General features: G+C 70.5%; 22 protein-coding genes and 1 pseudogene. 8 read left to right on the forward strand and 15 right to left on the reverse strand.

The window, feature by feature from the left end; genetic code table 11:
* Positions 1 to 42: 42 nt before the first annotated feature.
* From P3T41_RS19060 to P3T41_RS19075, 4 genes are read right to left on the reverse strand one after another with little or no spacing between them, the layout of a single operon-like run.
* Entirely contained in the window at positions 43 to 969 is a 927-nt protein-coding gene (locus P3T41_RS19060) for a hypothetical protein (protein WP_280691149.1), read from the reverse strand.
* Positions 966 to 1,799, reverse strand: a complete 834-nt coding sequence (locus P3T41_RS19065) for a hypothetical protein (protein ID WP_280691150.1) — start codon at positions 1,797 to 1,799, stop codon at positions 966 to 968. Before P3T41_RS19065 ends, P3T41_RS19060 begins: the two co-directional genes overlap by 4 nt.
* On the reverse strand, positions 1,796 to 2,623 hold the full coding sequence (locus tag P3T41_RS19070) for a hypothetical protein (RefSeq protein WP_280691151.1): 828 nt from the start codon (positions 2,621 to 2,623) through the stop codon (positions 1,796 to 1,798). Before P3T41_RS19070 ends, P3T41_RS19065 begins: the two co-directional genes overlap by 4 nt.
* Before the next feature lie 58 nt (positions 2,624 to 2,681).
* Complete coding sequence (locus P3T41_RS19075; RefSeq protein ID WP_280691152.1) at positions 2,682 to 3,488, reverse strand: hypothetical protein; 807 nt, start codon at positions 3,486 to 3,488, stop codon at positions 2,682 to 2,684.
* 971 nt (positions 3,489 to 4,459) lie between these two features.
* Between P3T41_RS19075 and P3T41_RS19080 the strand changes: the two genes are divergently transcribed.
* Complete coding sequence (locus P3T41_RS19080; protein ID WP_280691153.1) at positions 4,460 to 6,178, forward strand: PKD domain-containing protein; 1,719 nt, start codon at positions 4,460 to 4,462, stop codon at positions 6,176 to 6,178.
* 499 nt (positions 6,179 to 6,677) lie between these two features.
* Entirely contained in the window at positions 6,678 to 7,946 is a 1,269-nt protein-coding gene (locus tag P3T41_RS19085) for a hypothetical protein (protein ID WP_280691154.1), read from the forward strand.
* A gap of 313 nt (positions 7,947 to 8,259) precedes the next feature.
* Here P3T41_RS19085 and P3T41_RS19090 read toward each other — a convergent pair whose 3' ends face one another.
* A complete protein-coding gene (locus tag P3T41_RS19090) occupies positions 8,260 to 9,204 on the reverse strand; it encodes a hypothetical protein (RefSeq protein WP_280691155.1) in 945 nt (314 codons plus the stop codon).
* A 185-nt stretch (positions 9,205 to 9,389) separates the two neighbouring features.
* The gene (locus P3T41_RS19095; protein ID WP_280691156.1) at positions 9,390 to 10,277 is read right to left on the reverse strand and encodes an LLM class flavin-dependent oxidoreductase; all 888 of its coding nucleotides are present in this window, start codon (positions 10,275 to 10,277) and stop codon (positions 9,390 to 9,392) included.
* Positions 10,278 to 10,457: 180 nt separating this feature from the next.
* On the opposite strand from P3T41_RS19095, the gene P3T41_RS19100 reads away from it, so the two are divergent.
* The 4 genes and pseudogenes from P3T41_RS19100 (at position 10,458) to P3T41_RS19115 (ending at position 12,888) form a co-directional block, all read left to right on the forward strand.
* The gene (locus tag P3T41_RS19100) at positions 10,458 to 11,705 is read left to right on the forward strand and encodes a hypothetical protein (RefSeq protein WP_280691157.1); all 1,248 of its coding nucleotides are present in this window, start codon (positions 10,458 to 10,460) and stop codon (positions 11,703 to 11,705) included.
* 76 nt (positions 11,706 to 11,781) lie between these two features.
* Positions 11,782 to 12,429, forward strand: coding sequence for a DUF433 domain-containing protein (locus P3T41_RS19105; protein WP_280691158.1), 648 nt, complete (start codon positions 11,782 to 11,784; stop codon positions 12,427 to 12,429).
* Positions 12,430 to 12,461: 32 nt separating this feature from the next.
* A pseudogene (locus P3T41_RS19110) lies at positions 12,462 to 12,542 on the forward strand (hypothetical protein); the annotation flags it as partial.
* Between the two features lie 13 nt (positions 12,543 to 12,555).
* Positions 12,556 to 12,888 carry a hypothetical protein gene (locus tag P3T41_RS19115; protein ID WP_280691338.1) on the forward strand — a complete coding sequence of 111 codons (333 nt, stop codon included), beginning with the start codon at positions 12,556 to 12,558 and terminating at the stop codon, positions 12,886 to 12,888.
* A gap of 35 nt (positions 12,889 to 12,923) precedes the next feature.
* Here the strand turns inward: P3T41_RS19115 and P3T41_RS19120 are convergent, their stop codons facing one another.
* The 5 genes from P3T41_RS19120 to P3T41_RS19140 all read right to left on the reverse strand — a co-directional run bounded on the left by P3T41_RS19120 (position 12,924) and on the right by P3T41_RS19140 (position 19,248).
* Positions 12,924 to 13,169, reverse strand: a complete 246-nt coding sequence (locus tag P3T41_RS19120; RefSeq protein ID WP_280691159.1) for an LLM class flavin-dependent oxidoreductase — start codon at positions 13,167 to 13,169, stop codon at positions 12,924 to 12,926.
* Between the two features lie 226 nt (positions 13,170 to 13,395).
* Positions 13,396 to 13,989 (reverse strand): hypothetical protein, encoded by a 594-nt coding sequence (locus P3T41_RS19125; protein ID WP_280691160.1) that lies wholly within the window; start codon positions 13,987 to 13,989, stop codon positions 13,396 to 13,398.
* 80 nt (positions 13,990 to 14,069) lie between these two features.
* Positions 14,070 to 17,918, reverse strand: coding sequence for a DUF6531 domain-containing protein (locus P3T41_RS19130; protein ID WP_280691161.1), 3,849 nt, complete (start codon positions 17,916 to 17,918; stop codon positions 14,070 to 14,072).
* Positions 17,915 to 18,610 carry a WXG100 family type VII secretion target gene (locus tag P3T41_RS19135; RefSeq protein WP_280691162.1) on the reverse strand — a complete coding sequence of 232 codons (696 nt, stop codon included), beginning with the start codon at positions 18,608 to 18,610 and terminating at the stop codon, positions 17,915 to 17,917. Before P3T41_RS19135 ends, P3T41_RS19130 begins: the two co-directional genes overlap by 4 nt.
* Before the next feature lie 140 nt (positions 18,611 to 18,750).
* Positions 18,751 to 19,248, reverse strand: coding sequence for a MarR family transcriptional regulator (locus tag P3T41_RS19140; RefSeq protein ID WP_280691163.1), 498 nt, complete (start codon positions 19,246 to 19,248; stop codon positions 18,751 to 18,753).
* Positions 19,249 to 19,337: 89 nt separating this feature from the next.
* Here P3T41_RS19140 and P3T41_RS19145 point away from each other — a divergent pair, with 89 nt between their 5' ends.
* Complete coding sequence (locus tag P3T41_RS19145) at positions 19,338 to 19,706, forward strand: HGxxPAAW family protein (protein WP_280691164.1); 369 nt, start codon at positions 19,338 to 19,340, stop codon at positions 19,704 to 19,706.
* Positions 19,707 to 19,918: 212 nt separating this feature from the next.
* Positions 19,919 to 21,967, forward strand: coding sequence for a phospholipase C, phosphocholine-specific (locus P3T41_RS19150; protein ID WP_280691165.1), 2,049 nt, complete (start codon positions 19,919 to 19,921; stop codon positions 21,965 to 21,967).
* A gap of 103 nt (positions 21,968 to 22,070) precedes the next feature.
* Here the strand turns inward: P3T41_RS19150 and P3T41_RS19155 are convergent, their stop codons facing one another.
* The 4 genes from P3T41_RS19155 to P3T41_RS19170 all read right to left on the reverse strand — a co-directional run bounded on the left by P3T41_RS19155 (position 22,071) and on the right by P3T41_RS19170 (position 25,955).
* Positions 22,071 to 23,216 (reverse strand): hypothetical protein, encoded by a 1,146-nt coding sequence (locus P3T41_RS19155; protein ID WP_280691166.1) that lies wholly within the window; start codon positions 23,214 to 23,216, stop codon positions 22,071 to 22,073.
* Between the two features lie 278 nt (positions 23,217 to 23,494).
* Entirely contained in the window at positions 23,495 to 24,136 is a 642-nt protein-coding gene (locus P3T41_RS19160; RefSeq protein ID WP_280691167.1) for a hypothetical protein, read from the reverse strand.
* Positions 24,133 to 25,329: an MAB_1171c family putative transporter gene (locus tag P3T41_RS19165; protein ID WP_280691168.1), complete on the reverse strand. Its 1,197-nt coding sequence runs from the start codon at positions 25,327 to 25,329 to the stop codon at positions 24,133 to 24,135. The genes P3T41_RS19160 and P3T41_RS19165 overlap by 4 nt, the downstream gene beginning before the upstream one ends.
* Positions 25,326 to 25,955, reverse strand: coding sequence for a hypothetical protein (locus tag P3T41_RS19170; protein WP_280691169.1), 630 nt, complete (start codon positions 25,953 to 25,955; stop codon positions 25,326 to 25,328). The genes P3T41_RS19165 and P3T41_RS19170 overlap by 4 nt, the downstream gene beginning before the upstream one ends.
* Between the last annotated feature and the right edge of the window lie 159 nt (positions 25,956 to 26,114).

Raw genomic sequence — 26,114 nt, forward strand, 5'->3', positions numbered from 1 at the left:
GACGCCCGAGCAGCGTTGCCACACAGGCTGAGTGACGGCGCGTCAGCCCAGCAGGTCCGCCTGGAGCAGGACGACCTGGCGGAAGGCCTGGTTCGGCACACCGTGCGGGTTGCTCATCACGATGGTGGCCACCACGTCACCGGAGCCGAGGTAGGCGACTTCGGCGACCGGCTGCGCGGCACCCTGCGGACCGGCCAGCAGGCCGCTCTTGCTGGTGAAGCTCGCGGTCGGGACCTTGAAGTCGAACTCGTCGATGCCGGTGGCTCCTTGCTGGACCGCCTTGGGGCTGCCGCTCGCGGTCAGGTTGCCGTAGAAGTCGCTGCCCTCGTCCGACGAGCCGAAACGGAGCAGCCAGATCTCGGTGCGGGTCCCGTCCTTGGCGGTCCAGACCCGGGAGGCGGCGCCGCGGCAGGCATCGGTCGCGAGCATGTTCGGCACGCCGGCCGAGTCGTTGTGCAGCTTCGCGTAGTCGGTGCAGGGGGGTGCGGCGGCCGGCGCGGCGCCGTTCGCGGCACCCGGGACGGCCTCGCGGGGCGCCGGCAGCACCAGCGCCCGCAGGTCGGCGTAGTGCCGGTGCAGTGCCGCGAAGGCGCTCGGGGCCGGCTTGCCGTCCGGGAGTTGCGGCAGCGTCGCCTGCGCGAAGGTGTAGCGGCCGTCGGCCGGGGTCGCCAGGCCCGGGATGTCGGTACGCGCCGGCGCGGTGACCGCGATGGCGGTGGCAGCGCCCGAGGCCACCAGGAGCAGCGCGGCGACCGACCAGCGCAGCACGGAGCCCGGGCGGGGACGGCGCGGCGGGCGCGGGTCGGACTGGCCCGGGACGGCCCAGGGGTTGACCGCGTCATCGACCTCCGCGATCCAGTCGGCCTGCGCGCGGGCGGGCAGCGCGGGAGGCTGCACGGGCTGCGTGGGAGGCTGCGCGGGGGCCTGTTCGGGCCGCGCGGCGGCCTGCTCGGCGGTCTGCTCGGTCATACGGACGCTCCGGGAAGGGCCAGCCGCTGCAGCTGCTGACGGAAGATGGACACGGCCTCGCTCAGCGGCAGCGGCGCGACCCCTTCGACGTGCATGGTCACCAGCAGGTCGCCGACGGCCGCCGTGCACTCCATCCCGTCGATCGGCTCGCTCGGCTCGAGCTTGGGCAGGAAGCAGCGGGCGTCCGGGTGGTCGGGCACCTGCGGCCCGTCCCGGAACATCCCCGAGTCCCCGGCCAGCGCGTCGGCGAAGGCGTTCGCGGCGTTCACCGACTGCTGGTCGAACTGGTCCAGCCACACCGTGGCGACCATCGTCGCGTCGTCCTGCTGGTAGCTGCGCACGCCCGCGGCCTTGTGGCCCTCGGCCTGCAGCACGGCCTTCACCTTGTCGCGCTGGTCCTTGGGCAGGTCCTTGATCTGCTCGTCCAGGTAGGAGGTGAGCTGGTCCTTCGTCAGCGCCGTGTCGTCGCCGTACATCCCGTCGTCCGGGCCCGGCCGGAAGCCTTCCGGCAGCGGAAGCAGCAGGTCCCGCATCGAGCCGAAGTGGCTGCCGTTCGCGCCGGCGCCGTACGCCGGGCCACTGCTCGGCGCGGCGGCCGGGACGGGCGCGGCGGCCGGGGCCTTGGCGGCGCGGGGCGCGGTGCGGCCGGGGGTGGCCGCGATGACGCCGGCGCCGATGACCACGCCGGCCAGCACGGCCGCCGCGACCGCCGCCGTCACCCGCAGCGCGGGGCGCCGGCGGCGGGGAGCGGAGACGAGGGCCGAGGTGGGTTCCGGCTCGAGCGCGGGGAGGGGTGCCGGCTCGGCCCCAGGGGTTTCGAGGTCGGTCATGCCAGCCGCTCCCACTGCTGCTTGGCCAGGTCGCGGACCGTGTCCGCGGTCATCTGGGCGGTACCGAACGCCTCCACGCGCACGACCAGGTCACCGCGCCGGGTGACCGCCGAGGCGTAGTAGAACTGCTCGTTGGTCTCGAAGTACGTGTCCGGCGTGGTCGCCGCCTGGTAGCCGCCGGCCATGCCGTTCGAGAACGGTGTCCCAGTGGTACGGGCGGTCGCCGCCTGCGAGACGGCCGAGGCGGCGGCGTCGGAGAAGTACTGGATCAGCTGGACCCGGTACTTCACCCCGTTCTGCTGCCAGGTGATCAGCGCCGCCCGGCGGAAGCCGCCGGTCAGCAGCTGCTGGAAGTCCCGCGCCTGCCGCCCGGTCTCCTGGGCCAGTTGCCCTGCGGTCTCCCAGTCACCGGTGTCCGCGACACCGAAGTCGTCCCAGTCCTGCGCGCCGGCCGGCCTGGGCACCAGCAGCGGACGCAGATCGCCGTCGATGGCGAGCGGCTTCGGGGCGATCGCCGCCGAGGCCTGGGGGTCCAGGTGGACGGCCGGGTAGCTGGGCAGCGTGGCCGGCTGGATCGGCGGCAGCGGCGTCGGCGGACGCTGTGCCTGGATCGCGTATCCGACGCCGCCACCGAGCAACGGCCCGAGCAGCAGCGCGCCGACCAGCAGCAGCGCGGTCCGCGAGCGACGCCACGGACGCTGGTCGGCGACGGGCTCGGCGGCCGGTTCGGCGACAGGCTCGGCGGAAGGCTCGGCGGCCGGTTCGGGCTCGGGCACTGGGGCCAACTCGGCGGGGGAATCAGGAACTTCGGGCGGCGTGCTCACAGCGGACTCCTGCGCGGGCGGGACGACGGTCGACGGCGGACCACTGCGGTCCGCGGCCTCAGCCACCGCTCCCCAACCGGTCACGCTGGCGCTTCATCGCGTCCGCCAGCAGCGACGCGTCCGGGTCGCCCTTCACGTACACGTGCACCTCGTACTCGACATCGCCGACCCAGCCGACGCCGGCCAGCTCGCCGGTGTCCGCCTGCTGGGCCGGCTTGAAGAGGAAGCCCCTGGCCGAGCTGTCGCCGTTCACCGACACCGAGGTTGCGCTGTCCCAGGTGGCCGACTGCGCGAAGGCCTTCGCGTTGTCGGCCGAGGAGAAGCGCATCAGCTGGGCGGAGATCTCGGTCTGCCCGTCCGCGGTGCGGTACCGGCGGTAGGCCGCCTCCTGGTAGCCGTAGGAGTCCAGGATGCCCTGGGTCTCGTCCGGCTTGGCGTAGTTCTTCGCGATGTCGGACACCGTGAGCGCAGTGCCGTCCGCGGCGCCGTAGGCCTCGGCGCCGTCCGGCAGCGTGACCAGGAAGAAGCGCAGGTCGCCGCCGTGGGTGTCGCCGTTGACGGAGCCGTGCAGGTTGCCGGTGGGCGACGGGGCGAGCGAGAGGCTGGGCAGCGGCACCGGGGTCGCGCTGGTGCCTGGGCCCGGCTGGGCGGCCGGCGCGGTGCTCGGGCCGGCCGGCGCGATCGCCGCCGCTGCGGCCGGGTGGTGTCCCGGCCGGCCGACGGCGACGGTCACCGTGGCACTGGCCGCGGTGACCGCGAGCAGTCCGAGGGTGGCCAGGGTGACGATGGTGGCTCGAGGCAGCCGGCGGGACCGGCTGCTGGGCTGCTCACCGGGCGGCTCCGTCGCGAGAACGGGCGCTTCCACTGACTCGAGGTCAGCGGCAGGATCGGGCGCGGACAACAGACTTCCCCCACGAAGTGAATGGGCCCTCGGAGTGAACGGGCCGGACGCGCGCGCCGCCTGCCAAGCTCAGCCGCACCGTCAGTCACCTGGCAGTATGAGAGATCATCGGCCGCGCCAGCAACGGGAAAACCCGCTCCTCTCCCCCATTGCCCCACCTATCGGACACGTTGTGATCCAACCGCAACCATCCGGCGGTTTGCGACGATCCGTCAGCTTTCCGGGTGGTCGGCGTCCCTGACGCCAGGACCGACTGCCGGGCGGATCTCCGGCAGACCGATATCGAGTCAATATCAGGGCGATGCGACCGGCTCCCCGTGTCCCCACCGTCGAGCGGTCTCGGGTAGACGGGCACCGCACCGCAGGCAAGACCGCGGGGGCACAGATCCACACCTACGCGTCGCGCATCCGGCGAGCGCCAGCACGACGAAGGCGATCCAGCCCAGCAGGGCGGTCCTTCTGCTTCTGGCCGACCAGCCGGTCACCCGCTCGATCAGCGGCCTGCGGCGCGAAGGTGTCGGTGGGGTATGACGGGCAGTCCGTTCGACGGGGGTCGGCACGGCCATCTCCTTCTCTCCGGTGGTGGGCACTCGGAGATCTCGTGGGTCGGTCAGCTTCACGCTCCGGCCCTGGCAACGCTGGTTGCACGTCCGCCGAGCCGACGTCGGCCATCAGGCCGATACCGCTGGCCTTGAGCACCGCCTCCTTGCGCGTCCAGCAGCGCAGGAACTCGGCGCACCGACTCTCGTCGTGGACGCCTTCGGCGCCTACCAGAACGACGTGTCCTCTCGGCAGGCCACAGGGCCCGGGACACGGCAGTTGATGCCGTCTATGCCAATGGCATATGCCAGACCCTCTGGCAGCTGCGATCCCGCAGATAGCTACGCTATGCGCACCCTGATCATGTGATGATCACCTGAAGACATGGTGGAATGGTGCACAATCGCCGTCTCGCCGCGACAATCGCCGCCTTTGCGGCCGGTGTCGCGCTCACACCGAGCCTGGCCTTCGCGGCCGGCTCCTCACAACCCACCGGTGCGACCCACCTGGCGAGTTCGCCCTCGATCGCCAAGGCCGCGTCCCCGGCTCTCCAGAGCTTCTCCAGCCCGGCCGGCAACACGGTCCGCGTGCCGAGTGCGGCACCGACCGCGCCGCACGCCGGCACCCGCAGCCTGGTGGCCAGCACCACGCCGGTTGCCACGCCGACCGCCACCCCCACCGTCCCCAACCCCAACCTCGCGGTCTCCTTGGATGCCAAGGACACCAGCGCGTACGGGTTGTCGCTCACCGCGAACGTCACCAGCGCTCCGGGAACCGAGACGGTCACCGTCAACTGGGGCGACGGCACTTCCGGCCAGCCCAGCACGGGCACGGTCAGCGGAACCGGCAACGTCGCCCTGAACCACGTCTACGCGTCGCTCGGCACTTACCCGGTCAACGTGACCGTCACCGACCTTTCCGGCAACACCGTGTCCAACATGGTCAAGATCACCACGGCCGGTTCGGACTACGTGGCGTACGGTCCGACGCGTCTGCTGGACAGCCGGGACGGAAGCGGCACTCCGAAGGTCGGGGCCTGGTCCACGACCCGGGTGCAGGTCACGGGTGCGAACGGCATTCCGGCCGGTGTGACGGCCGTGGTGCTCAACGTCACGGTGACCGACACCACCAGCGCCGGACACGTCACGGCGTACGGGGACGGTGCCCAGGCGCCGAACACGTCGAACGTCAACTACGTGACGGGCCAGACGGTCCCCAACATGGTCGTGGTCCCGGTCGGGCCTGACGGGTACGTGGACCTGGACAACGACGGTGCTGCGCTGGACCTGGTGGTGGACACCACGGGTTACTTCGTGCGGTCGGCCGCTGCCGGGTACACGCCGGTGTCGCCGTCCCGTCTGGTGGACACCCGTTACGGCACGGGTGCACCGCAGTCGCCGGTGGGCGCCGAGCAGTCGCTCACCGTGCAGATCGCCGGTGCGGCGGGCGGTCAGCTGCCCGCGTCGGGGATCACGGCGGTGGCGTTGAACGTCACCGTGACCAACCCGAACGCCAACGGCCATCTGACGGTCTACCCGGGCGGTCAGCAGGCACCGAACGCGTCGAACCTGAACTTCACGACGGGGCAGACGGTCGCCAACTCGGTTGTCGTGCCCGTCGGTTCGGACGGCACGGTCCGCGTGCTGAACGCGGCCTGGGGGACGTCCGACGTGATCGTGGACGTGGTGGGCTACTACAGCCAGGGTGGCAAGAGCGCCTACCTGCCGGTCCCGCCGACGCGCCTGCTGGACACCCGCGACACCACGAAGTGGCAGCTCGGCCCGGTCGGCTCCTGGAGCTACGTCCCGATGCCGCTGTCCCCGGCCAACCCGGACTACACCGGTTTCGTGCTGAACGCGACGGTCACGAACACCACGTCGGACGGGCACCTGAGCGTTGCCCCGGACCCGAACACGCAGGCCGCGTACGACAACAACACTGCAACGCCGTTGTCGCCGCCGCCAGTGTCCTCACTGAACTGGACGGCCGGTCAGACGGTCCCGAACCTGGTTCAGGCGACCGCCGGTAACACCGGCATCGTCGACTTCTGGAACGGGGCCAACGGCTCGAGCGACCTGATCGTCGACCTGTTCGGCATCTACCAGAACGACTGACGACTGATATCCGGAACACCTGAGGGCCGCGGTGCGGCGATCCAACTCGCTGCACCGGGGCCCTCAGCCGTTCAGCCATCCCACTCGGCGACTCCAACTGCGGCCGGGCGGCCAGCTTCCGATCCTCCAACAGGCCCATCACCTACGGCACCCCGGCGCCTCCACTGCGCAGACGACACGATGCGCCGTCTCATCCACGCAGCAACCGCGACCGTGCCTGAACAGCGGAAACTCGACGATCACGTTCGGAGAGACAACAGTTGCTGAAAATCGAAGCCGCCAGAGCCCCGACCGCGACTACGATCGGCTACAAATCGAAGCCCTGTCACGGGCCGCCTGCCTGGCACCCCGGCCTCACCCCGGTCCGCGACTGAAAGGGCCCCGACAGCACCGCCCTCAGCTTCCCCGCCACCTCCTGGCAGGCCTTCGTCAGGGGATCCAGGCAGGCGATTTCCCAGCCAACTAGGCTCGCAGCACACTTCCATCGGGGGGACTCATCATGCATCTGCGCCTGGCCGCCGTACTCACGGCGGCCCTCGTCCTGGCCGGGGCCTCGACCCCGGCGTTCGCGACGCCCGGCTCCACGCCCAGCACCCCGGCGCCGTCCGGCTTCGTGCCGGTCAGCCCGGTCCGGGTCCTCGACACCCGGGCCAACTACCAGAACTGCGGCTGGACCTCAACCCTGTCGGAGAACAGCTTCACCGATGTGGATCTCGCCGCCTGCGCGGGCCACATGCCGCCCACCCCGTACTTTACCGTTCCGGCCGGGGCGACCGCCGTGGTGGTCAACGTCACCGCCACCAACGCCTCCGCGAACAGCTACCTGAGCATCGGCGCTCCCGGCCTGCAGACCCAGGGCAGCCCGCCGGCCTTCTCCACGCTCAACGTCTCGCCGGGGCACGACGTGGCCAACCTCGTCACCGTCCCGGTCGGCCCCGACCAGCACGGCAATCCCGGCGCGGATCTGACGGTCTACAACCACGCGGGCTCGGTCGACATCGTTCTCGACGTCCTCGGGTACTACATGACGCCGAGCCAGACCCAGACCACCTACCGCTACACCCCGACCCAGCCGGCCCGGGTGCTGGACACCCGGCAGCAGGTCCCCCTGGGTCCGCAGACCCAACGGGCCGTCCAGCTCAACAGCGTGCCCGGGATCCCGACCGACGCCGCCGCCCTGGTCGTGAACCTCACCGCGACCGACGCCAGTACCAAGGGCTTCCTCACCGTCGCGCCCGCCAGCGGCGGATACACCACCTCGACCGTCAACTACGAGCCCGGCAAGGACGTCTCCAACCAGGCGATCGTCCCGCTCTCCACCTCCAGCGGGGGTTCGATCGCCGTCTACAACAACGCGGGGTCCGTGGACGCCGTCCTCGACGTGGTCGGTTACTACAGCGCCGGCGGCCAAGGGCTGTTCACCCCCGTCCCGCCGAGCCGGGTGCTGGACACCCGCACCGGCGCCGGCCCGATCGGTCCGGACTCCACGCTCCCGCTGGCGGTCGCCGGCCACGGCGGCGTTCCGGCCGGTGCCATCGGCGCCGTCCTGAACCTCACCGCCACGCAGGAGACCCAGCCCAGCCATCTGACCGTGTGGCCCGACGGCCAGCCGACGCCGGGAACGTCCAGCCTCAACACCAACCCGTCGAGCGACATCGCCAACCACGTCCAGACCCAGTTGGGGCCCGACGGCGCCGTCGACATCTACAACCACGCAGGCAGCACCCAGGTGATCGCCGACGTGTACGGCTACTTCACCGCGTCATAGCGCGTTCCGACAGCTGCCCGTTCCGGCCGACGGCCCCCGATGCGTAGCGGGTGCCGTCGGCCGGCTGTCTTCGCCGTGAAGCCGCAGCTCTGACAACGGGGAGGATCACGCTCCTCAGCCACGTGATCCCGGCCCCATGTCGCGCTGGACCACTCGTCACGGATGTGTGAGCTGTGGAGGCTTCCTCGGCTGCCACGTCGCCCACACCCGTGACCGCGGCATGGCCCGGAGCGGCAGTGTCGTGCTCGGCGGCCGGTGGTGGGCGCGGGTGAGGGACGGCGCCGATCCGACGCGGCCCGCCTTGCGTCCGCCCTCAGTGGCGACCGGTCGAGCGACGGCGGGCGGCCATGGTCACCGCGCCCGCGCCGAGGACGACCAGGGCTCCGCCGGCGCCGAGCAGCAGGCCGGACGAGGCGCCGCCGCCGGTGAAGGCAAGCTGCTGCGGGGTGGCGGTCGCCGTGGTCGGGACAGCGGCGGGCGAGGTCGCCGCCGCGGGCCGCACGGCGGCCTGGGTCGGCGCGGCGGTGGGCACGGCAGCCGGGGCGGACTTGGTCGGCGTCCCGGTCGCGGTCCTGGCCGGGGCACTCGCCGGCGCGCTGGTCGGCGCGTCCGGGCGAACGATGTGCAGGGTGCGCACGGGGCCCTGGCCGCCGGGTGCGGTGCCGAGGAACACGGTGATGTCGTGCTGGTCGGCCGGCGCCTTGCCGGAGAGCGCGACGCGGAACATCAGCCGCGAAGCCCGGCCGGCGTCCAGGTGCTGGGCGAGGCCGGAGGTGTCGGGGTAGATCACCGGGTCGCACCCGTGGTGGACCGGCAGCGTCTTCCACTGGCCACCGGTCATGACCTGGACGGTGAAGTCCTCGGGCCGCAGGTTGGTCCCACCGGCCGCCATGTCGTAGAAGCCGAGGGTCGGCCGAAGATCGTCGTACGCCGCGCCGGTGAAGTTGGCCATCTCCACCTGCAACTCGATCGGGCTGCCGCCCGCGGTGATGGTGTCGGGCGTGCCCGGCAGGTAGGCGATCGTCGACTCGCCCTTGTGCACCGCGGTAGCCGGGCCGCCGGCCGCCGGCGCGGCGTTGGCGGCACCGGTCGGTGCCGGGGCCGTCGGCGTCGCGGGTGCCACTGCGGCGGTGCCGCCGTCACCGCAGGCCCAGGCGGCGGAGGCGCCGGTGAACAGCGGCATCGCGGCGCCGAGCACGGCGGCGGCAGCAGCGGCGACCAGCAGACGGGAGCGGCGGCGAGTGGAGCGAGCAGACATCGGAGGATCCTCCGGGAGAATCGGATGCGGAAGCAGGCGCGACAGTGCGTCCCACCCCCTTCTCCGCTCACATGTGGGAGACCCGGTGGACGCTCTGTGCACATCTTCTCGGCCTGATGTCCCTTCAGGATCCTTGCTTCGTCATCGTGGTGTAGCAGAACTGACTTCGCATGTGCCTCCGCCGCTCAACTCAGCTGTGCCAGGCCCTCGGTGGCGATCTTCTCGAAGACGGCCAGGTCGTTCTCGAAGATCGAGTCCGGCACCGGCCAGTGGATGACCAACTCGGTGATGCCCAGCTCGCGGTAGCGGCCGGCCCAGTCCACGAAGGCGTCCAGCGAGGCGAGCGGCTTCTCGGCGGTGGAGCCCTGGAGCAGGACCTTCTCCAACTCGGCGACGTCCCGCCCGTGCGCCTCGCAGGCCGTGGCCAGCTTCGCGAGCTGCGCCGCGATCACGTCCGGCGCCTGCTCGACCGGCACGTCGGCCGGCCCCTTCGGATCGCCGTACGTCACCCACCCCTGCCCGTACTCCGCCGCCAGCCGCAGCCCGCGCGGCCCGGTCGCCGCCACGTAGAACGGCAGCCGTGGCCGCTGCACGCAGCCAGGGATGTTCCGAGCCTCGACGGCCGAGTAGAAGCGGCCCTCCTCGGTGGTCGCGTCCTGGGTGAGCAGCTTGTCCAACAACGGCAGGAACTCGCCGAACCGATCCGCCCGTTCCTTCGGCGACCACGCCTCCTGCCCCATCGCCGTCGCGTCGAACCCGACCCCGCCGGCCCCGATCCCGACCGTCAGCCGCCCGCCCGAGATGTCGTCCAGGCTGACCAACTCCTTGGCCAACGTCACCGGGTGGCGAAAGTTCGGCGACGTCACCAGGGTGCCGAGGCGGATCCGCTCGGTCGCGGTGGCGGCGGCGGTGAGGGTCGGCACCGCCCCGAACCACGGCTCGTCGCGGAAGGACCGCCAGGAGAGGTGGTCGTAGGTGTAGGCGGCGTGGAAGCCGAGGTCCTCGGCTCGCCGCCAGATCTTCTGTCCCTCGTTCCATCGGTGGATGGGGAGGATCACTGTGCTCAGACGCATGGCTTCGACCCTACGCGTTCGCTCCGGCAGGTGAGATTCGAGCGACCCGCGGCGACGGCACCTGCACGACCGCTAGCGTGGCGCCATGGGTGCGCTGGGCAGGGCCGAGCCGCTACTGGTCCGGCTGACGTCAAGCGGCTCACACATCATTTCGGCACTGGCAAGCAGGGAGAGCAGGACATGGTGATCGCCGTTCGGGATGCGGATCACTGCGAGCGCTCGCTTACCGATCTCATCGAGCGCAGTGCCGAGTTGAAGGGAGAGCTGGTCGCCTTCGGGCAGAGCGCTCGCTTCGACCAGTGGTTGACTCCCCTCCTGCTGGAGGCCGCGGGCCCTGAGCGGCGGCTGGACGAGGGTACGGCGGTTCGGATCACCGACCAATTCATCCTGCGGTACCGCCTGCCGGGCGGTATCACCGTTGTGGACCGATTCGTCGCCTCACGGCGGGACTTGAGCGAAGTCGATCGGGAGCTGCTGCTCGGCTGGCGTGGCCCGGTCGAGGGCATCTTCGAGATCCGGCGCAAGGACGGGGATGGCGTCGTCCTGCTGAACCTGGTCGACGACCTGCAGTACCGCGTGTACTCGAACGTCGGGCCGAGGGTCTTCCGTGGAGTGTCCAAGGGACAGTTCCTTCTCGCCTGCTTGGTGCCCATCCACTCGGCCGACGGTGTGTGGCTGATCTCCGGGATGATGTCGTCCTACCCGAAGTCCAGTGCCACCGAGATCGCCCAGGCCGCGCTCCAACTGGCCACCAGCCAACCCGAACTGGTCTTCCGCAACCCCGAGAAGATCGAGCAGGGATGGGAGCGGATGCGGGAGGACCGGGCCGCGTTCGTCGAGTTCTGCGGCGGCGACGAACTGGTCCTGCCCCCTGCCGAGGCCGAGGCCAGGCTCAACGCCTACTACCGGCACCGGCAGGAAGCCGCCGTCGCCGGGGCGCCCGACCGCGCCCGAGGCAGGCGGCTCCCTGGCCTGGGTCTGCCGTTCTTCGAACTGCCACAAGATCTTGCGGACTCGGCCACCATCGGCGTCATCTACGACGAGGTCGACGGACTCAACTTCTACGCGGACTACGGACTGTTGCGGGACCTCTTCGCCGACCCGGCCCTCGCGGGCCGCAGGCAGCACCAGGACCTGCTGCGCACATACCTGCGCGAGGAGTCGATCTCACCACTGCCGTTCCGCCGACTGGCCGCCGCGTTTCCGGAGACAGTCGATGAGGTGTTCGGGAAGCTGCTGCGGAAGCCCGGATTCACCTGGGGTGAGCACGGCGAGGCCCTACTGCGCCGACGCAAGTCCCGGTACTACGCGCAGGAGCCCCGACCTGGCGTTTCCGTGATCGGCGAGCGCCTCAGCGAGCTCACCGCCGGCGACCGACGGCAGAAGCTCACAAGAGCGCGGCGCGTCTCGGCGGCCTCATCCGGGTGAAATGCTGGCGAGCCTGATGCCCGTACGGGACGATGAAGTAGCGTCGGATCGTCGTCTGGAGCCAAGGAGGTGCCGCATGTCGTACGAGCCCAAACTGGCTGCCGCGTTGTCCGGTGCGACTCTGCGGCAGCTGTCGCACTGGCGGCGGGCCACCGGCGAGCGCGGCGCTGTCCTCGTGCCGGAGATCTCAGCATCTCGTCCGATCCTCTACTCCTTTCGCGACGTGGTCGCCCTGCGAGCCTGTGTCCGCCTTCGCGAGGAGGCATCCCTCCAGAAGATCAGGCGGGCGCTGAACACGTTGCGCGAGGGCCTCGACGAAAGGGAACACCTCTCGGCCTACCGGCTGGTCGCGGGCGGTGACACGATCTACCTGGCAGACCCGGACCACGCAGTGGACCTCGTGCGGAGCAAGGGCAATGTCGTCATCCACGACATGGTGGACGTGCTTGCGCCTTTCTACCGTGGTGGTCGACGAATCCCGGACCTTCTTGAACCCCGGCCGCACGTGTCCATCGACCCTGCCGTGCGAGGCGGCGAGCCGGTCGTCGAGGGGACACGCATCCCGGCTACAGAGGTTGCCGCTCTCCTACGGGACGGCGTGCCACCTGAGCAGATCGGCGACTACTACCCGGGCGTCACAGCAGAGGCAGCGCGCGACGCAGCGGACTTCGCCGACTATGTCGACAGTTACGAGGACGCGGAAATCAGGCAGGCAGCGTCTTGAAGCTGCTGCTCGACGAGAATGTGCCGCTTCCCATGGCACGGATCGTGCGGCTGCTCCTGAAACACCACGTCGTCGAGCACGTGGCCGAACTCGGAGACTGGGCGGGAACCAAGGACGTCGACCTCTATGCGCGTGCGGCGGCGGACGGCTTTCAGATCGTTGTCACGAACGGACACGAAGCAACTGAGCCGCCCACTCGAGGTAGTCGCCATCGCCGAGTCGGGCCTGCATCGCATCGAGTACCGCCAGAATCACAAGCACGGCGGGTTGGTGGGTCTCGGTGCAGCTATCGCCACTGTGTGCGCCGGCCTGCCCCATGCCTTGGCTGAACTCGACCAGGCAGACGGCCAGCGCCTGATCTCGCTGAATGCGGTCGACCCGTCCCAGCAGAGCCGCTTGCGGATCGTGGATCCTGCCAGCGCTCCGCCCAAGTTCTGGCCCGCCAGCTCACAGGGGTAGTGGCATCAGGGGCTGAACCCGCGGAACATCGCAGGTCAGCATGCGATAGGTGAAAAAGGATTGACTGACGTCACCAGGGTGCCGAGGCGGATCTGCTCGGTCGCGGTGGCGGCGGCGGTGAGGGTCGGCACCGCCCCGAACCACGGCTCGTCGCGGAAGGACCGCCAGGAGAGGTGGTCGTAGGTGTAGGCGGCGTGGAAGCCGAGGTCCTCGGCTCGCCGCCAGATCTTCTGTCCCTCGTTCCACCGGTGGATGGGGAGGATCACTGTGCTCAGGCGCATGCATCCGACCCTACGGGACCGTCGAGATCACGATCGGCTTCCCGCTGCGGCCTCGCACGGACGAAATCAGCGAGGCCGCAGACATCCAGGCGGTCAGAGCCGTCGGCTCCGCAATCCGTCGTCCGTCATCAATCGAGTTCGAAGTGGTTCTTCAGGAATCCTGCGGCTGTCGCCGGAAGGCGGGTACCGGTGGAGGAGTCACCGGCCTGCCAGTCGACGTGGAACGTCAGCGCTCCTCGGTGGAACTCAGCCATCGTTCCAGTGCGGCGCGCGTGAACTCGTCCGTACGAGGCCGTTCGACCAGCCACTGACCGTGCTGCCGCAGCATCCCGACCCGCTGGGGATTCCGCAGCAGGACGCAGTCGACCCATTCTTCTCCCCGGTCTCCTCGCACCACCACGTTCCCGTCGAGGGACAGCATGACGAATGCCGGATGGCCAGGACCGTTTCCGAGAATGCCCGAGGCTGCGCCGTCGCCCGCGATGTCCCACCGATCAGCCAGCTTGACCTTCGCCCACCACCAGACTCGAGGCAATGTGTCACCGAACCGGTTGACAGCCACTAGAAACTCCGGGTTCTCCACTCCGAACAACCCGCCGCCACTGGAAATCCGATACCATTCGGAATTCACCTTTTCGATCAGCTGCGGATCTCCCGATTCCACCGACCTCGCAAGGATCCCATCCTCTTCGGAACAGCTGCTGACAAGCGTTGCGAGAGCCGGAGGAATGAGCGGCACGCCTGGGTCGACCATCCCCAGGTAGTCGAGGCCGGCTGTGCTGAACACCGTCGCCAGCGCAGCATCGTCCACTTCGTCCATATACAGACTCCCCTATACGAATATTCGAACCGCCCCGGCGCCGGGACTCGCCGGCCTGCCTGACCCCAAAGGCTCTACAGCTATGTCCGCTTCGCCCACGGGTACGGAATGATCTGATTGTAGTTGTGACTGCCGTCGGCTCGCCTTCCCACATAGGCGATATTTCCATTGCCGTCGACCAGGACGCGGGCCTGGCTGCTGGGATCTCCGTTGTCGAAGATCTTGGAAAGTCGCCACTTCTGAGCAGCCCGGGGGGCGCCGTTGGCCTGGTAGAAGTCCGGTACTCGATGTCCGGCAGGACCGGTCATCCGCTGCGGGTAGTTCGGGTTTGAGACGACATCGGACACCAAGTCATGAATGTCCTGAGGTGTGTCATAGTACGCGCCCTGCTTTTTGCGCCGGTCGTTGACGGTGGCGTCCGAGTAGTTCTCATCAGGTGTCCACTCGCTGGTTGCATTCCCCGGTGGTGTCTCACGGTGGGGTGACAGGCCGAATGGGTCGGACCAGGTGTGGGGGTTGCGGACGTAGGTATCGGGGTTGGGAGCCGGGAGCAGGCCGAGCGGATCCGGCGTGGTGTACCGGGCGGTCTGCGGGTCGTAGTAGCGGTTGAGGTTGTAGTGAAGGCGGGTCTCGGGGTCGAAGTACTGGCCGGGAAATCGCAGCGGGGTGTAGGTGGTGCTGTCGCTGGGCCAGGTTGTCTGTCCCCAGAGGCTGTGGGAGCCCCGCCAGGCGATGGTGTCGGTCGCCGGGTCGACGAGTTCGGTCGCGGTACCGACCAGGTCGGTGACGATCGCGAAGAAGCGGCGATCGATGTGATCATGCGGGCTCGGGCCTGCGCCGACGGCGGATGAGGCGATCACCTCGCATTGGGACAGCGGCTGCAGCCCCTTGTAGTCCCAGGTGAGGCTGTGCGGGCCGGGCAGATACGGAGCCTGGGTGGTCTGTTCGGCCAGGACGGGGCCGTCCCAGGTGAAGTCGATTGTCTCTTCAACCGTGGCCCCGTCGGGGGCGAGCCGGTGCTTGGCGATGCGGCGGCCGAAGGGATCGTGCAGGTAGCGCCAGAGAGTGCCGTCGGGCGTGGTGACGTGAGTGAGGCGGTCCTCGGCGTCCCAGCTGAAACGCCAGGTGTCAGGCTTCCTCGAGAGGCGGGTGACCTGGCGCAGAGTGGTACGGCCAGCCGCGTCGTACTCGTAACGGACGCGACCGGCGGTGGCGAGCTGGGTTCCGCTGTATGTGCGCGCACCGAGGGCCTCGCCGCCGCGAGCGGGCCAGTCGGCGTCCGTGACATTGCCGGCCGAGTCATAGGCGTACGTCTCGCTCCAGCTCTGTGCTCGGACGGCGGTAACCCGTCCGGCTGCGTCGAGCTCGAAGCTACGGCGACCCGAGAGTTGGTCATCGACGGCAGTGAGGCTGCCGTCCGCACGGTATGTGTATGAACGGTCTTGGAGAGCCTGCCGCTCGGGCCTCGTTGTTCGGAGGGTCTGGGCCGTCAGACGGCCTCGGGTGTCCCAGGTGCTGGCGAGGGCGAGGTGGCCGTCGACGATGCGCCGCTGTTCGCGCCCGGCCGCGTCATGACTGAACTCGAGCGTGCCCCCGGTCGTCATGAGGGCAGCGGGCCGCCCGGCCGCGTCATAACTCCATTCGCTGGTGTGTCCCGTGGGGGTGGTGCGGTGGGTTCGGCGGCCGAGAGTGTCCCGTCTGTGGGTAAGTGTGCGACCGTTGACGGTTTCAGTCAGCAGATTGCCAAGGAGATCGACGGTCCGGAGCACGTCCGCGTCCGCGTTGGTCGCTCGGACAAGGCACCCCGAGGTGTCATGGACATAGGTGGTGACCCGGCCGTCCGCGTCGACTGCCACGAGCCGGCCCAACGTGTCGTAGCTGTAGCGAGTTGTCTGGCCCAGTGGGTTGGTGACCGAGGTGACCTGTCCGGCTGCATCGAGCTCGTACCGGACCGTACGACCGTGGAAGTCGGTCTCGCCGACCAGACGTCCGGAAGCGTCATAGGAGTAGGTCCACTGCTGGCTCAGAGCGTTGGTGACGGCAACGAGCCGCATGTCCGCATCGTGGGTGAAGCTGATGCGCGCGCCGTCAGCGCTGGTACGGGCGGCCAGGAACTCGAAGTGGGTGTACTCGAAGGCGCTTCGTCGGCCGAGCGCGTCGACGTGGTCGAGCTGGTTACCCTCGGCGTCGTAGGACCACGACTCGGTACTGCCATCAGGGGCCGTCCGGCTGGCGAGGTAGCCCTCTGGCGTCCAGCCGAGACGGGTGGACGCGCCGAGAGGGTCCGTAACGATCACGGTTCGCCCGAAGGCGTCCCGTTCGTAGCGGGTGGTAGCTCCGGTCGGGTCGGTGATCTCGGTCGGGAGTCCAGCCGGGTTGCACGTGATCCGGGTGCTGTGGCCGAGGGCGTCGGTGACCGAGGCGATGTGGCCGAGGGCATCGTAGGCGTAGCGGGTGATGGCACCGAGCGGGTCGGTGAGCGAGGTGCGTCGACCGGTCGCGTCATACGTGTGCCGCCAGGTCGCGCCGCCTGGCTCGGCGATGTGCGCTGGAAGGCTCATCCCGCCGAGATAGTCGGCGGTGGCCCGCTCGCCGTCGGGGCGGGTGACGGCTATCAGATCCCCCGCTCCGTCGTACTCGTAGCGGGTGGTGCGGCCCAGCGGATCGGTCTCGGCCAACAAGCGGTCGTAGTCGTCGCGTTCGAAGTGGCTGGTGTTGCCGAGCGGGTCGGTGATGGTGGCGATCTGGGCGTGCTCGTTGACGTGGTACGTCGTGGTGTGGCCCAGCGCGTTGGTCTCGGTGTGGAGCTTGAGGCCGGTGGTGGGGTCGGGATCGCCGTAGGTGAAGCGGAACTTGAGGGTGCCGTCGGCGCCGCCCTCGTCGATGACGCGGTCGCGGGTGTCGTAGACGTAGAGGTACTGGGAGTTGTTGCGGTCGGTCCAGGAGAGGATGCGGCCGCTCGCGTCGTTGGCGAACCGCATGGGCTTGCCGGAGGAGTTGTAGACGCTGCTCAGGTGGCCCTCGGTGTAGCCGTAGCGCAGCAGCAGCGCGTCGTGGCCGTGCACGTCGCCACCGGCCAGGCGCAGGGCGGTGATCCGCCCGGCGTCCACGGTGACCAGCAGGCGGTAGCCGCCGGAGTGGGTGATGGAGTGCGGGGTGCCGTGCTCGTCGTAGGCGAGGTCGTAGTGGCGGCCGGAGCGGTCGCGCACGCGGGTGAGCAGGGCCTCGGTGCCGCCCGTGGCGACCGAGAACTCGCGGACCAGCCCGGTGGAGCGATCGGTGATGGTGTAGCCGCCAGCAGCGAGTTCGAGGTCGCGGCGCGCTCCGGCGCTGGCCTGGACGGCCTCGCCCGGCTCGGGGTGCGGGTAGGCCTGGGTGCGGCGGTCGGCGCCCACGTGGACCACGCCCTCGGCGTCGACCTCCAGGCGCTCGTCGAAGGTGCAGACCCAGCGCGGGCCCATCCAACGGCCCGCCTGGTAGCCGGACTCGAAGTTGCGGGTGAACAGCAGCGGCAGCGAACCGGGCAGCGAGACGTCGACCTGGTCGATGAACATCCGCCCGGTGGCCATGTCGACGGGCTCGCCGCCTTCGCAGACCGCGTCCTCCTTGCGGCCCGCCTCCCGTGGGTCCGCGACCTGCTTGCGGCCCGAGCCCGAACCGCCTTCGCCCGAACCGCCCTTGCCACCACGGCCACCGCCCTCACCCGGCAGGTGGGGCTCATGCGGCTCGTCGTGCTTGGCGTCTCCCAGGATCTTCTTCAGCGCCGCCTCGTGCTCGGCGTCCGTCTCGGCGGTCCGCTTCGCCACCGTCTTCAGCTTGGCGCCGGCCGAGTGGTAGAAGTCCTTCACCGTCTTCCCCGCGTCCTCCGCGAGGGCCTTGCCGAGCTTCTTCGCGCCGTCCTCCAGCGCCTTGACGATCTGGTTGCTCATGTGAAGTCCACCCCCGCCAGCTTGCCGCGCAGCACCTGCGCGTGCCCGGCCACCTCCTGCGCGTGCCCGTTCATCGTCTCCGCGTGGTCCTCCAGCGCCGCCGGGTCGATCTTGAACCCGGTCCCGCCCGCGCCCCCGGTGCCCGAGACGCCCAGCACCCCCGAAACCGCCTCGAAGGCAAGCCCGTTGACCGCTTTCGCCACCACGCCCACCAACGGCGTGATCGCCGCCTCGATCACCTGCCCGATGATGTACTGCTCGAGCTGCTGCTCCAGGTAGTCCGTGATCTGCTCCGCACCCTCGACGATCAGCGCCATGCCGGCCTCCGCCAGCCCGAAGGTCGCCACCGCCGCCGCCTGATCGGCCGCGAACGTCACGGCCAGCCCGCCCAGTTCGCCGATCGCCTGCATCTTCATCCCGACGATCACCCCGGCCGCCGCGTCCAGCGCGGTCGCCACCGTGTGACAGGCATCGACCAGTTCGCTCATGTGACTCGACGACAGATGCGCCCAACTCGCCACCAGCGCCTCGTACGAGGAGCCCTGGTAGTCGGCGGCCATCGCGTTGACCGTCCCGGTCGCCTTCTGGTGCGTACCGTCCACACTGTCCGCGAACTCCCGCACATGCGAGGCAAGTTCCCGGACCTTGTCCTCGTTCACGTTCGGCCAGTTCACCCCGATGAACTGGAGCATCGACACGACTTCGCCAGGCAACTCGATCGCCACAGTGACCCCCGTCCACTCATGCGTGCGAGCCCGACCGTAATGCACGACGCCGACCAGAGGAACACCGGTTCCCGTGAGCGCCCGGACGGCCCGCCAGGAGAGCCGCCTCAGGAACGCGTGGGCTTCGCGGTGGTGCGGATCTCGGTCAAGCTCTCCTGCATCAGGGCCCGGGCGCGGGTGAACCAGTCCGCGAGGACGGCGATCTCGTCGGGGGTGTAGTCGGCGAAGAGCCCGCCGAGGCCCTCGTAGAAGGGACCGTAGACCTCCAGCACGCGGCTCTGGGCGGACTCGTCCATGACCACCCGGAGTCGGCGTCGATCGGCCGGATCCGGCGTGCGGCGGACGTATCGCGCCGCCTCCAGCCGGTTGAGCACGCCGGTGACCGCCCCCGTGGTCAGGCGGGCTCGGTCCGCGAGGTCGCTCGCGGTGAGCGCCTCTCCGGCCAGCGCCGCCTCGATGACGAAGCCCAGGCAGGTGAGGTCGGTGACGTTGAGCCCGAGCCGCCCGGCGATGTCCTGCTGGCCGAAGTGGGCGAGCGCGATCATGCGGTCCATCGCCTGCAGTGCCTGCTCGGCCGTCGCCTCCGGACGCGTCTTGCCCTTCACCGGGATTCCCCTTAGCATCTAAGTTACTTAGCTCATAAGCTAAATTGCTTCCATCGCAGCTGGACTATCACATCCTGGAGGAAGTCCGGATGACCGCACACGGCGGACACGACATGGGCCACACCGTCGCCGGCTGGACCGGCAGCGCCCTGGTGGCCATCGGAAGCCTCGTCCTGGGCGTGGCATTCGCCGCCGGAGCCCCGGCGGGACTCTGGCTGGGCGTGGTGATCGTCGCCTCCGCCGCACTGGCCAGCTGGTCGCTGCACCTCGCGGGCTGGGGCAAGCCGAGCGGACCGCGCCCGGTCGACCGCCGGGACTGGCGCCTTCGCGACACCGACGCCCGGGACGGACACCCGGGCTGCCTCGGCTGCCGTCTGGCCGGCCGCCGGCCGCAGGCGCCCGAGACGGTCGCCCGCGCTCCGCGCGCCGAGACCACGCAGCTGAGCAAGGCGAGCTGAACCGGCCGTCCCGGCCCGTGCTCCGAGCGCCGCCCGAGTAGGCGTCATATCGTATGCCTACTGCTGGAAATGCCCGAAGCGACCGAAGTTGGCGGAGCGTTCTCCAGGGCTTCGCCCGCGCTCCGTCGCCAGTTCCCGGTCGGCTCATGAGACTGTCTCCGCACCCGCTCTGTCCACGGTGATCCCGGAGCCCCCCAGGAGACAGGTCTGCCATGAGCGCCATCAATCGTCGCCGCTTCATCCAGCTCGCGGGCGGGACCGCCGCCCTGTCCGCGATGTCGACCAGCATCGCGCGCGCCGCGGACATCCCGGCGCACCGGCGGACCGGAAGCCTGAAGGACGTGGAGCACGTCGTCGTCCTGATGCAGGAGAACCGTTCGTTCGACCACTACTTCGGCACCCTGCGCGGGGTCCGCGGCTTCGGCGACCCGCGTCCGGTGACGCTGCCCAGCGGAAAGCCGGTCTGGTACCAGTCGGACGGCGGCAAGGACGTGCTGCCCTTCCGCCCCACCGCGGACAACCTCGGCCTGCAGTTCCTGGAGGACCTGGCCCACGACTGGAACAGCGGCCACCAGGCGCGCAACAACGGCAAGTACGACCAGTGGGTGCCGGCCAAGACCGCCACCACGATGGCCTACCTGACCCGCGAGGACATCCCCTTCCACTACGCGCTCGCCGACGCGTTCACCATCTGCGACGCCTACCACTGCTCGCTGGTCGGCCCCACCGACCCCAACCGCTACTACATGTGGACCGGTTGGACGGGCAACGACGGCAAGGGCGGCGGCCCGGTCATCAACAACGCCGAGGCCGGCTACTCCTGGACCACCTACCCCGAGCGGCTGGAGCGGGCCGGGGTCTCCTGGCGGATCTACCAGGACATCGGCAACGGCCTGGACGCGAAGGGCGGCTGGGGCTGGATAGAGGACGCCTACCGGGGCAACTACGGCGACAACTCGCTGCTGTACTTCAACCAGTACCGCGATGCCAACCCCGGTGACCCGCTCTACGACAAGGCCCGTACCGGCACCGACGCCCAGGCCGGCGAGGGCCTCTTCGACCAACTCAAGGCCGACGTGGTCGGCGGGAAGCTGCCGCAGGTCTCCTGGATCGTGGCGCCCGAGGCCTTCACCGAGCACCCGAACTGGCCGGTCAACTACGGTGCTTGGTACATCTCCCAGGTGCTGGACGCGCTCACCGCCGACCCCGAGGTGTGGAGCAGGACGGCGCTGCTGATCACCTACGACGAGAACGACGGGTTCTTCGACCACGTCGTGCCGCCGTACCCGCCGAGCTCGGCGGCCGACGGGCAGTCCACCGTGACCACCACCGGGGAGCTCTACGACGGGGGCGCCGCCACGGCCGGGCCCTACGGCCTGGGCCAGCGGGTGCCGATGTTCGTCGTCTCGCCGTGGAGCAAGGGCGGCGCGGTCTGCTCGCAGACCTTCGACCACACCTCGATCATCCAGTTCATCGAGCGGCGCTTCGGGGTGCACGAGCCGAACATCTCGCCCTGGCGCCGCGCCGTCTCCGGCGACCTGACGGCGGCCTTCGACTTCAGCCGCCCCGACCCGGAGGTCCCCGGCCTGCCCGACACCAGTGGCTACCTGCCGCCGGACCAGGACCGCCACCCCAGCTACCAGCCGGTGCCCCCGGCCGACCCGGCGCTGCCGACGCAGGAACCAGGCCTGCGCACCGCCCGTCCGCTGCCCTACGACCTGTCGGCCGACGCCCGCGCCGGCGCCGACGGCCGGCTCCAGATCGAGTTCACCAGCCACGGCGACGCCGGCGCCCACTTCCTGGTGACCTCGGCGACCCAGCCGAACGGCCCGTGGACCTACACCGTCGGGGCCGGGCGGCAGCTGACCGGCGACTGGACCCTCGCGGCGGGCGCCTACGACTTCACCGTGCACGGTCCCAACGGCTTCCTGCGCCGGTTCCAGGGCCAGGCCGGCGCCGCGGGTGTCGAGCTGACGGCGCGTCACCAGGGCGACAGCGGACAGGTCCAGCTGGTGCTGACCAACACCGGCGCCGGTCCCGTCCAGCTCACCGTCGCCGACGGCTACGGCAACGACCAGCCCACCACCCACCAGCTGCGCCCGGGCGCCGAGTTCACCCACCCGGCGGACCCGCGCGGCAGCCACGGCTGGTACGACCTGTCCGTCACCACCGACCAGGACCCCGGCTTCCTGCGCCGGCTGGCCGGCCACGTCGAGACCGGCGCGCCCAGCACCAGCGACCCGGCGATCGCCACTGCCTGACGATCAGTCAGACAGCCTGGCGGGCGCTGGTTCCAGGCACACGGACAGGCCCGTGGTAGCGCACGATCGTGCGCCGCCACGGGCCCCGGCGTGCGGGTGGCCGTCAGTGCAGCTGGGCGAGCATGTTGGTGGCGTCGTCCACGAAGTAGACGCTGTCCTTGTCGCGGTCGACGGCCAGGCCGAAGAGCGCTCCCGCGCCGGGCGGGTTGCCGCTGGAGTCGAGCTGCTTGGTGGCGACCTGATCGCCGCACCAGGTGGTCTCGACGAGCAGGCCGTCGCCGCTGTTGACCGTCAGGATGTCGCCGTTGGGGGCGATGGCCAGGCCCAGCGGGCCGTTCAGGTGGTCGCCGATGGAGACCTGACGGCCGGTGAGGGCGTCGCTGTCGCGGTGCTCGGCGTCGGGGATCTCGGTGATCCGGTTGTGCAGGGTGTCGGCCACGTAGAGCTTGCCCTCCCGGCCCAGGCCCACCCCGGTCGGGCCGATCACCAGGGCGTTCGGGTCGGTCCGCTGACCGAACCCGGAGCCGATCACGGTGGTCGCCTCCCGGACCGGCGGCTGGTCGTCCCGGCCGGTGCGCAGCGTGATCCGCAGCACCGTGCCCTGGTCCACCTCGTTGCCGCCGCCCGCCACGGTGCCGTTGAGCACGTTGGTGACGAAGAGCTCGCTGCGGTCGCCGTGGCTGACCGAGGTCATGTCCCACGGGCCGTTGATGCCGTCGCCGGCGAGCGTCTCGCGGACCGTGCCGTGCTTGTCGAGCACCAGCAGGCAGCCCGCCTGGGCGGTGGCGGCGGTGCCGTCGGTGGTCGGCAGGCTGCCGACCACCACCCAACCGTCGGGCAGCACCGTGAGTGCGGTGGTCAGACCGACCCCGCCGGGGCAGGAGCCGGGCAGGTTGTTCGGGTCGATCCGGGCGAACTGGCGCACCTGCCCGTCGGGGCTGATCTGGACCAGCGTGGTGCCGGTGCCCTGCTGGTTCTGACTGTTGTTGAAGTTGCTGACCAGCACGTTGCCGGCACGCAGCTCGCCGGCGTTCTCGTGGATCACGACGGTGCCGTACGGGTTCATGTCGCCGTTGGCGGGGACCGTCGAGGCGACGTTCGACACGGTGTCGAGCGGGGCGATGAACGGCACGGAGCCGCCGGGCCGGGCGGCCACGGCGTGCGCGGTGCCGGCACCGGTCGCCATGGTGACGGTCAGCGCGGCCAGCGCCGCGAACCGGCGGGTACGGATACGGATACGGACAGTCACGTACTGCCTCCTGGGCAGGCACGGGGCAGCGCCCGGCGAATCCGGGAGCCGCTGAAGGAGTGGGGGCGAGAGCGAGGTCCGAAGTGGCGCCGAGGGACCGGCCGCCGGCCTCGCTCCTGCCGCCACGTTAGGCAGCGGCCCAGGGCCGCGCGCGGGATGCTGCGCCAAATGACTCAGCGAAGACTGAGAACTTCTGTCACTAGGCGGGGACTTGACCCCTCGACACCCCTGACCGACGTCGGCCCGGCCCAGCGCGGTTCAACGCAGCGACGCGCCGCTCAGCGCAGCGCGAGGAAGACCGGCGTGGCGACCGCCGCGCCGAGCACCGTCCCCACCAGGACCTGCGCCAGGGTGTGGTCGCGCAGCACCACCCGGGACCAACCGACCAGCGCGACCAGGGGGTAGAGCGCGAGCAGCCAGGGGCCGTACGAGCAGGCGAGCATCATGATCGCGCCGGACGAGACGGCGGTGTGCACGCTGACCTTCCACACCGTGGTGACCGCGAGGATCACCACGAGGCTGGCCAGCATCGCGGCGACCAGGGCGACAAGCGCCGCCGGGGCGCCGCCGACCAGCAGCAGGGTCATCCCGACCGTCACCGAGGCCATGATCAGCGGTATCACCACCAGCCGGTCCTGCCGCCGCCGCACGTGCCGGTCGCCCCAGTGCCCGCGCCGCTCGCCCGCCTTGATCAGCAGGATCGGGATCACCCCGGAGAAGAGCGCCGCCGTCAGCCCCCAGCCGACCCCGCTCCACCGGCCGGCCTGCCAGCCGATCAGCAGGGTGACCGCGATGATCCAGTTCTTCGGCTCGAGGCCGTCGGTGACCCGCCGGGCGAAGCGCGGCTCGGTGGCGGCGGGCGACGGCGTGGCGGCGGGCGGGGCGGCGGGGTCGACAGGGGAGACGGGGAGCGGGGTCACGGAACGTCCTGGAGTTCGGGATCGATGACGGGGATGGCGGAAGCCGACCGGTGCGCGGCGGCGAGGCTGAGCAGGCGGCGGGTCTCGGCCTCGAAGTCGAGCTCGGCGAAGCTCTCGGTGGGCTGCGGCGCGGCCTGGTGGCCGGGGAACCGGCCGGCCAGCTTCTGGGCGCCGCAGGCCCGCAGCAGCAGCGCCTCGGCCAGCTCCGGGCGGTCGGCACCGGCCTGCCGGGCGACTCGCTCGCGCAGCTCCTCGTCGGCGTAGCCGGCCAGCACCAGCGAAGCGTCGCGGATCTCGATCACCCTGCGGTGCAGCAGCACCCGGGGGCTGCGGCCGAGCGGGGCGGTCAGCACCACCTCGGGCACCGCCGTCGTGAGCGCCGCCCACAGCGGTCGCAGCCGGCGGGCGGTGCGCCAGGCCCGCAGCGCGGTCCAGGCGCTGCCGACCGCCGGGATCGAGCTGCCCAGCAGGATCAGCGCGATCGCCGTCCACTCGATGTCGTACAGCAGCGAGGCCCGCAGGAACATCGGCCGGTCGTCGAGCTGGAGCACCACTTGGCAGACCCGCAGCGCCGCGTAGCAGAAGCCGGCCGTGGTGCCCGCCCCCAGCACCCGCAGACCGGTGCGCAGCCAGCCGGCCGCGGCCCGGCGGGCGGAGGTGCCGAACAGCCAGGAGGCGAAGCCCATCGCGGACCCCAGGTAGCCCGCGAAGGTCAGCTCGTACACCGCCACGGGGACCGAGCCCGGGTAGTCCTGGAAGAAGTCGGCGACCTCGACCGTGTGCCGCAGCAGGCAGAAGCTGACCACCAGCCCGGCCTGCGCGGCGAACAGGACGGCCAGCTGCAGACGGCGCAGCCGGGGCGCCGACTCGGGGCGGGTGGTGGCGGTCACGAAGGCGAGCACCCCGTCGCAGGCGACCAGGCCGATCAGGTGCTTGATCACCATCACCACGTTGTGGACGCCGCTGGCCGTGTCCACCCAGTCGGTGATCGCCGGCAGGCCCAGGGTGATCGAGACCGCCAGAGCGGCGAAGGCGGTCCAGAGGGTGCGCTGGCGCGGGTTGCGGACGGCGGCGGGCAGCCGCCAGGCGGTCACCAGCCAGAGCATCGCCAGCACCAGGAGGTGGCCGAGCGACACCGGGTCGGCGGGCTGCGGAGCCGCCGCCAGCCTGGCGAGCTGGCACGCGGCCGTCATGCGCGCCGCGCCGGGTGGCCGAGGGCGTCGTTGAGCCGGCTCAGCACCGCGTCGGAGCTTCGGGCGCCGACCTCCGCACCGGCCCTGGTGGCGCGCTCCAGGATCAGCGTGGCGAGCGACTCCGCGTCGGCCTCCTGGCGGCTGCTGTAGCCGTTGCGGGCGAGCAGCGCGAGCAGCCGGTCGGTGGCCAGCCCGAGCTCGGCGTCCTGCGTCGCGTGGTCCACGGCGGCGGCCTCTTCGACCCGCGCCGCCGGTTCGGCCTCGGCCCGCTCGGCGAGTCGAACCTGTTCGACGCGTTCGGCGAACTCGGCGAACTCGGCGAGCGAGGTCCCCTCGGGGGAGACGTGGCCGAGCAGCATGTGCGACACCTCGTGCAGCACGATCTGGGCCTTCAGGATCGGTGCCGCCCCCGCCTCGTAGAAGATCAGGTCGGCGGTGTCCAGGCCGACCCAGAGGCCGCACGGCAGGTCGGCACCGGCGGCGTTCTCCAGCGGCAGCAGGCGCAGCGGGCGGCCCCGCTCACGGCCGATCGCCGCGCAGAACTCCTCCAGCTGGAACGGCTGCGTCATGACCAGCCGGTCCGCCAGCTCGGCCAACCGGGACCGCGGCTGCCTGCGCCACCTCATGGCCCGCCTGCCCTCTCCGCCATCGCTCCGCCGCCGTTCTGCCACCGTTCGATTACCGGGGCGACCCGGGCCGATCCGCCGACCGTGCTCGGACGATCGAGCCAGTAGCTTAAACGCCCGGTCCCGCAGCGGTCACGTGCGGTGGCGTGCAGGTGCGGT

Source organism: Kitasatospora sp. GAS204B (assembly GCF_029892155.1).
Lineage (GTDB): Bacteria > Actinomycetota > Actinomycetes > Streptomycetales > Streptomycetaceae > Kitasatospora.

Bases quoted from the DNA above. Each gene is read 5' to 3' on its own strand.
- P3T41_RS19060 (WP_280691149.1), bottom strand. From the start codon at position 969: ATGACCGAGCAGACCGCCGAGCAGGCCGCCGCGCGGCCCGAACAGGCC.
- P3T41_RS19065 (WP_280691150.1), bottom strand. From the start codon at position 1,799: ATGACCGACCTCGAAACCCCTGGGGCCGAGCCGGCACCCCTCCCCGCG.
- P3T41_RS19085 (WP_280691154.1), top strand. From the start codon at position 6,678: ATGCATCTGCGCCTGGCCGCCGTACTCACGGCGGCCCTCGTCCTGGCC.
- P3T41_RS19090 (WP_280691155.1), bottom strand. From the start codon at position 9,204: ATGTCTGCTCGCTCCACTCGCCGCCGCTCCCGTCTGCTGGTCGCCGCT.
- P3T41_RS19095 (WP_280691156.1), bottom strand. From the start codon at position 10,277: ATGCGTCTGAGCACAGTGATCCTCCCCATCCACCGATGGAACGAGGGA.
- P3T41_RS19100 (WP_280691157.1), top strand. From the start codon at position 10,458: ATGGTGATCGCCGTTCGGGATGCGGATCACTGCGAGCGCTCGCTTACC.
- P3T41_RS19105 (WP_280691158.1), top strand. From the start codon at position 11,782: ATGTCGTACGAGCCCAAACTGGCTGCCGCGTTGTCCGGTGCGACTCTG.
- P3T41_RS19115 (WP_280691338.1), top strand. From the start codon at position 12,556: ATGCGCGTGCGGCGGCGGACGGCTTTCAGATCGTTGTCACGAACGGAC.
- P3T41_RS19120 (WP_280691159.1), bottom strand. From the start codon at position 13,169: ATGCGCCTGAGCACAGTGATCCTCCCCATCCACCGGTGGAACGAGGGA.
- P3T41_RS19125 (WP_280691160.1), bottom strand. From the start codon at position 13,989: ATGGACGAAGTGGACGATGCTGCGCTGGCGACGGTGTTCAGCACAGCC.
- P3T41_RS19130 (WP_280691161.1), bottom strand. From the start codon at position 17,918: ATGAGCAACCAGATCGTCAAGGCGCTGGAGGACGGCGCGAAGAAGCTC.
- P3T41_RS19135 (WP_280691162.1), bottom strand. From the start codon at position 18,610: ATGCTCCAGTTCATCGGGGTGAACTGGCCGAACGTGAACGAGGACAAG.
- P3T41_RS19145 (WP_280691164.1), top strand. From the start codon at position 19,338: ATGACCGCACACGGCGGACACGACATGGGCCACACCGTCGCCGGCTGG.
- P3T41_RS19150 (WP_280691165.1), top strand. From the start codon at position 19,919: ATGAGCGCCATCAATCGTCGCCGCTTCATCCAGCTCGCGGGCGGGACC.
- P3T41_RS19165 (WP_280691168.1), bottom strand. From the start codon at position 25,329: ATGACGGCCGCGTGCCAGCTCGCCAGGCTGGCGGCGGCTCCGCAGCCC.
- P3T41_RS19170 (WP_280691169.1), bottom strand. From the start codon at position 25,955: ATGAGGTGGCGCAGGCAGCCGCGGTCCCGGTTGGCCGAGCTGGCGGAC.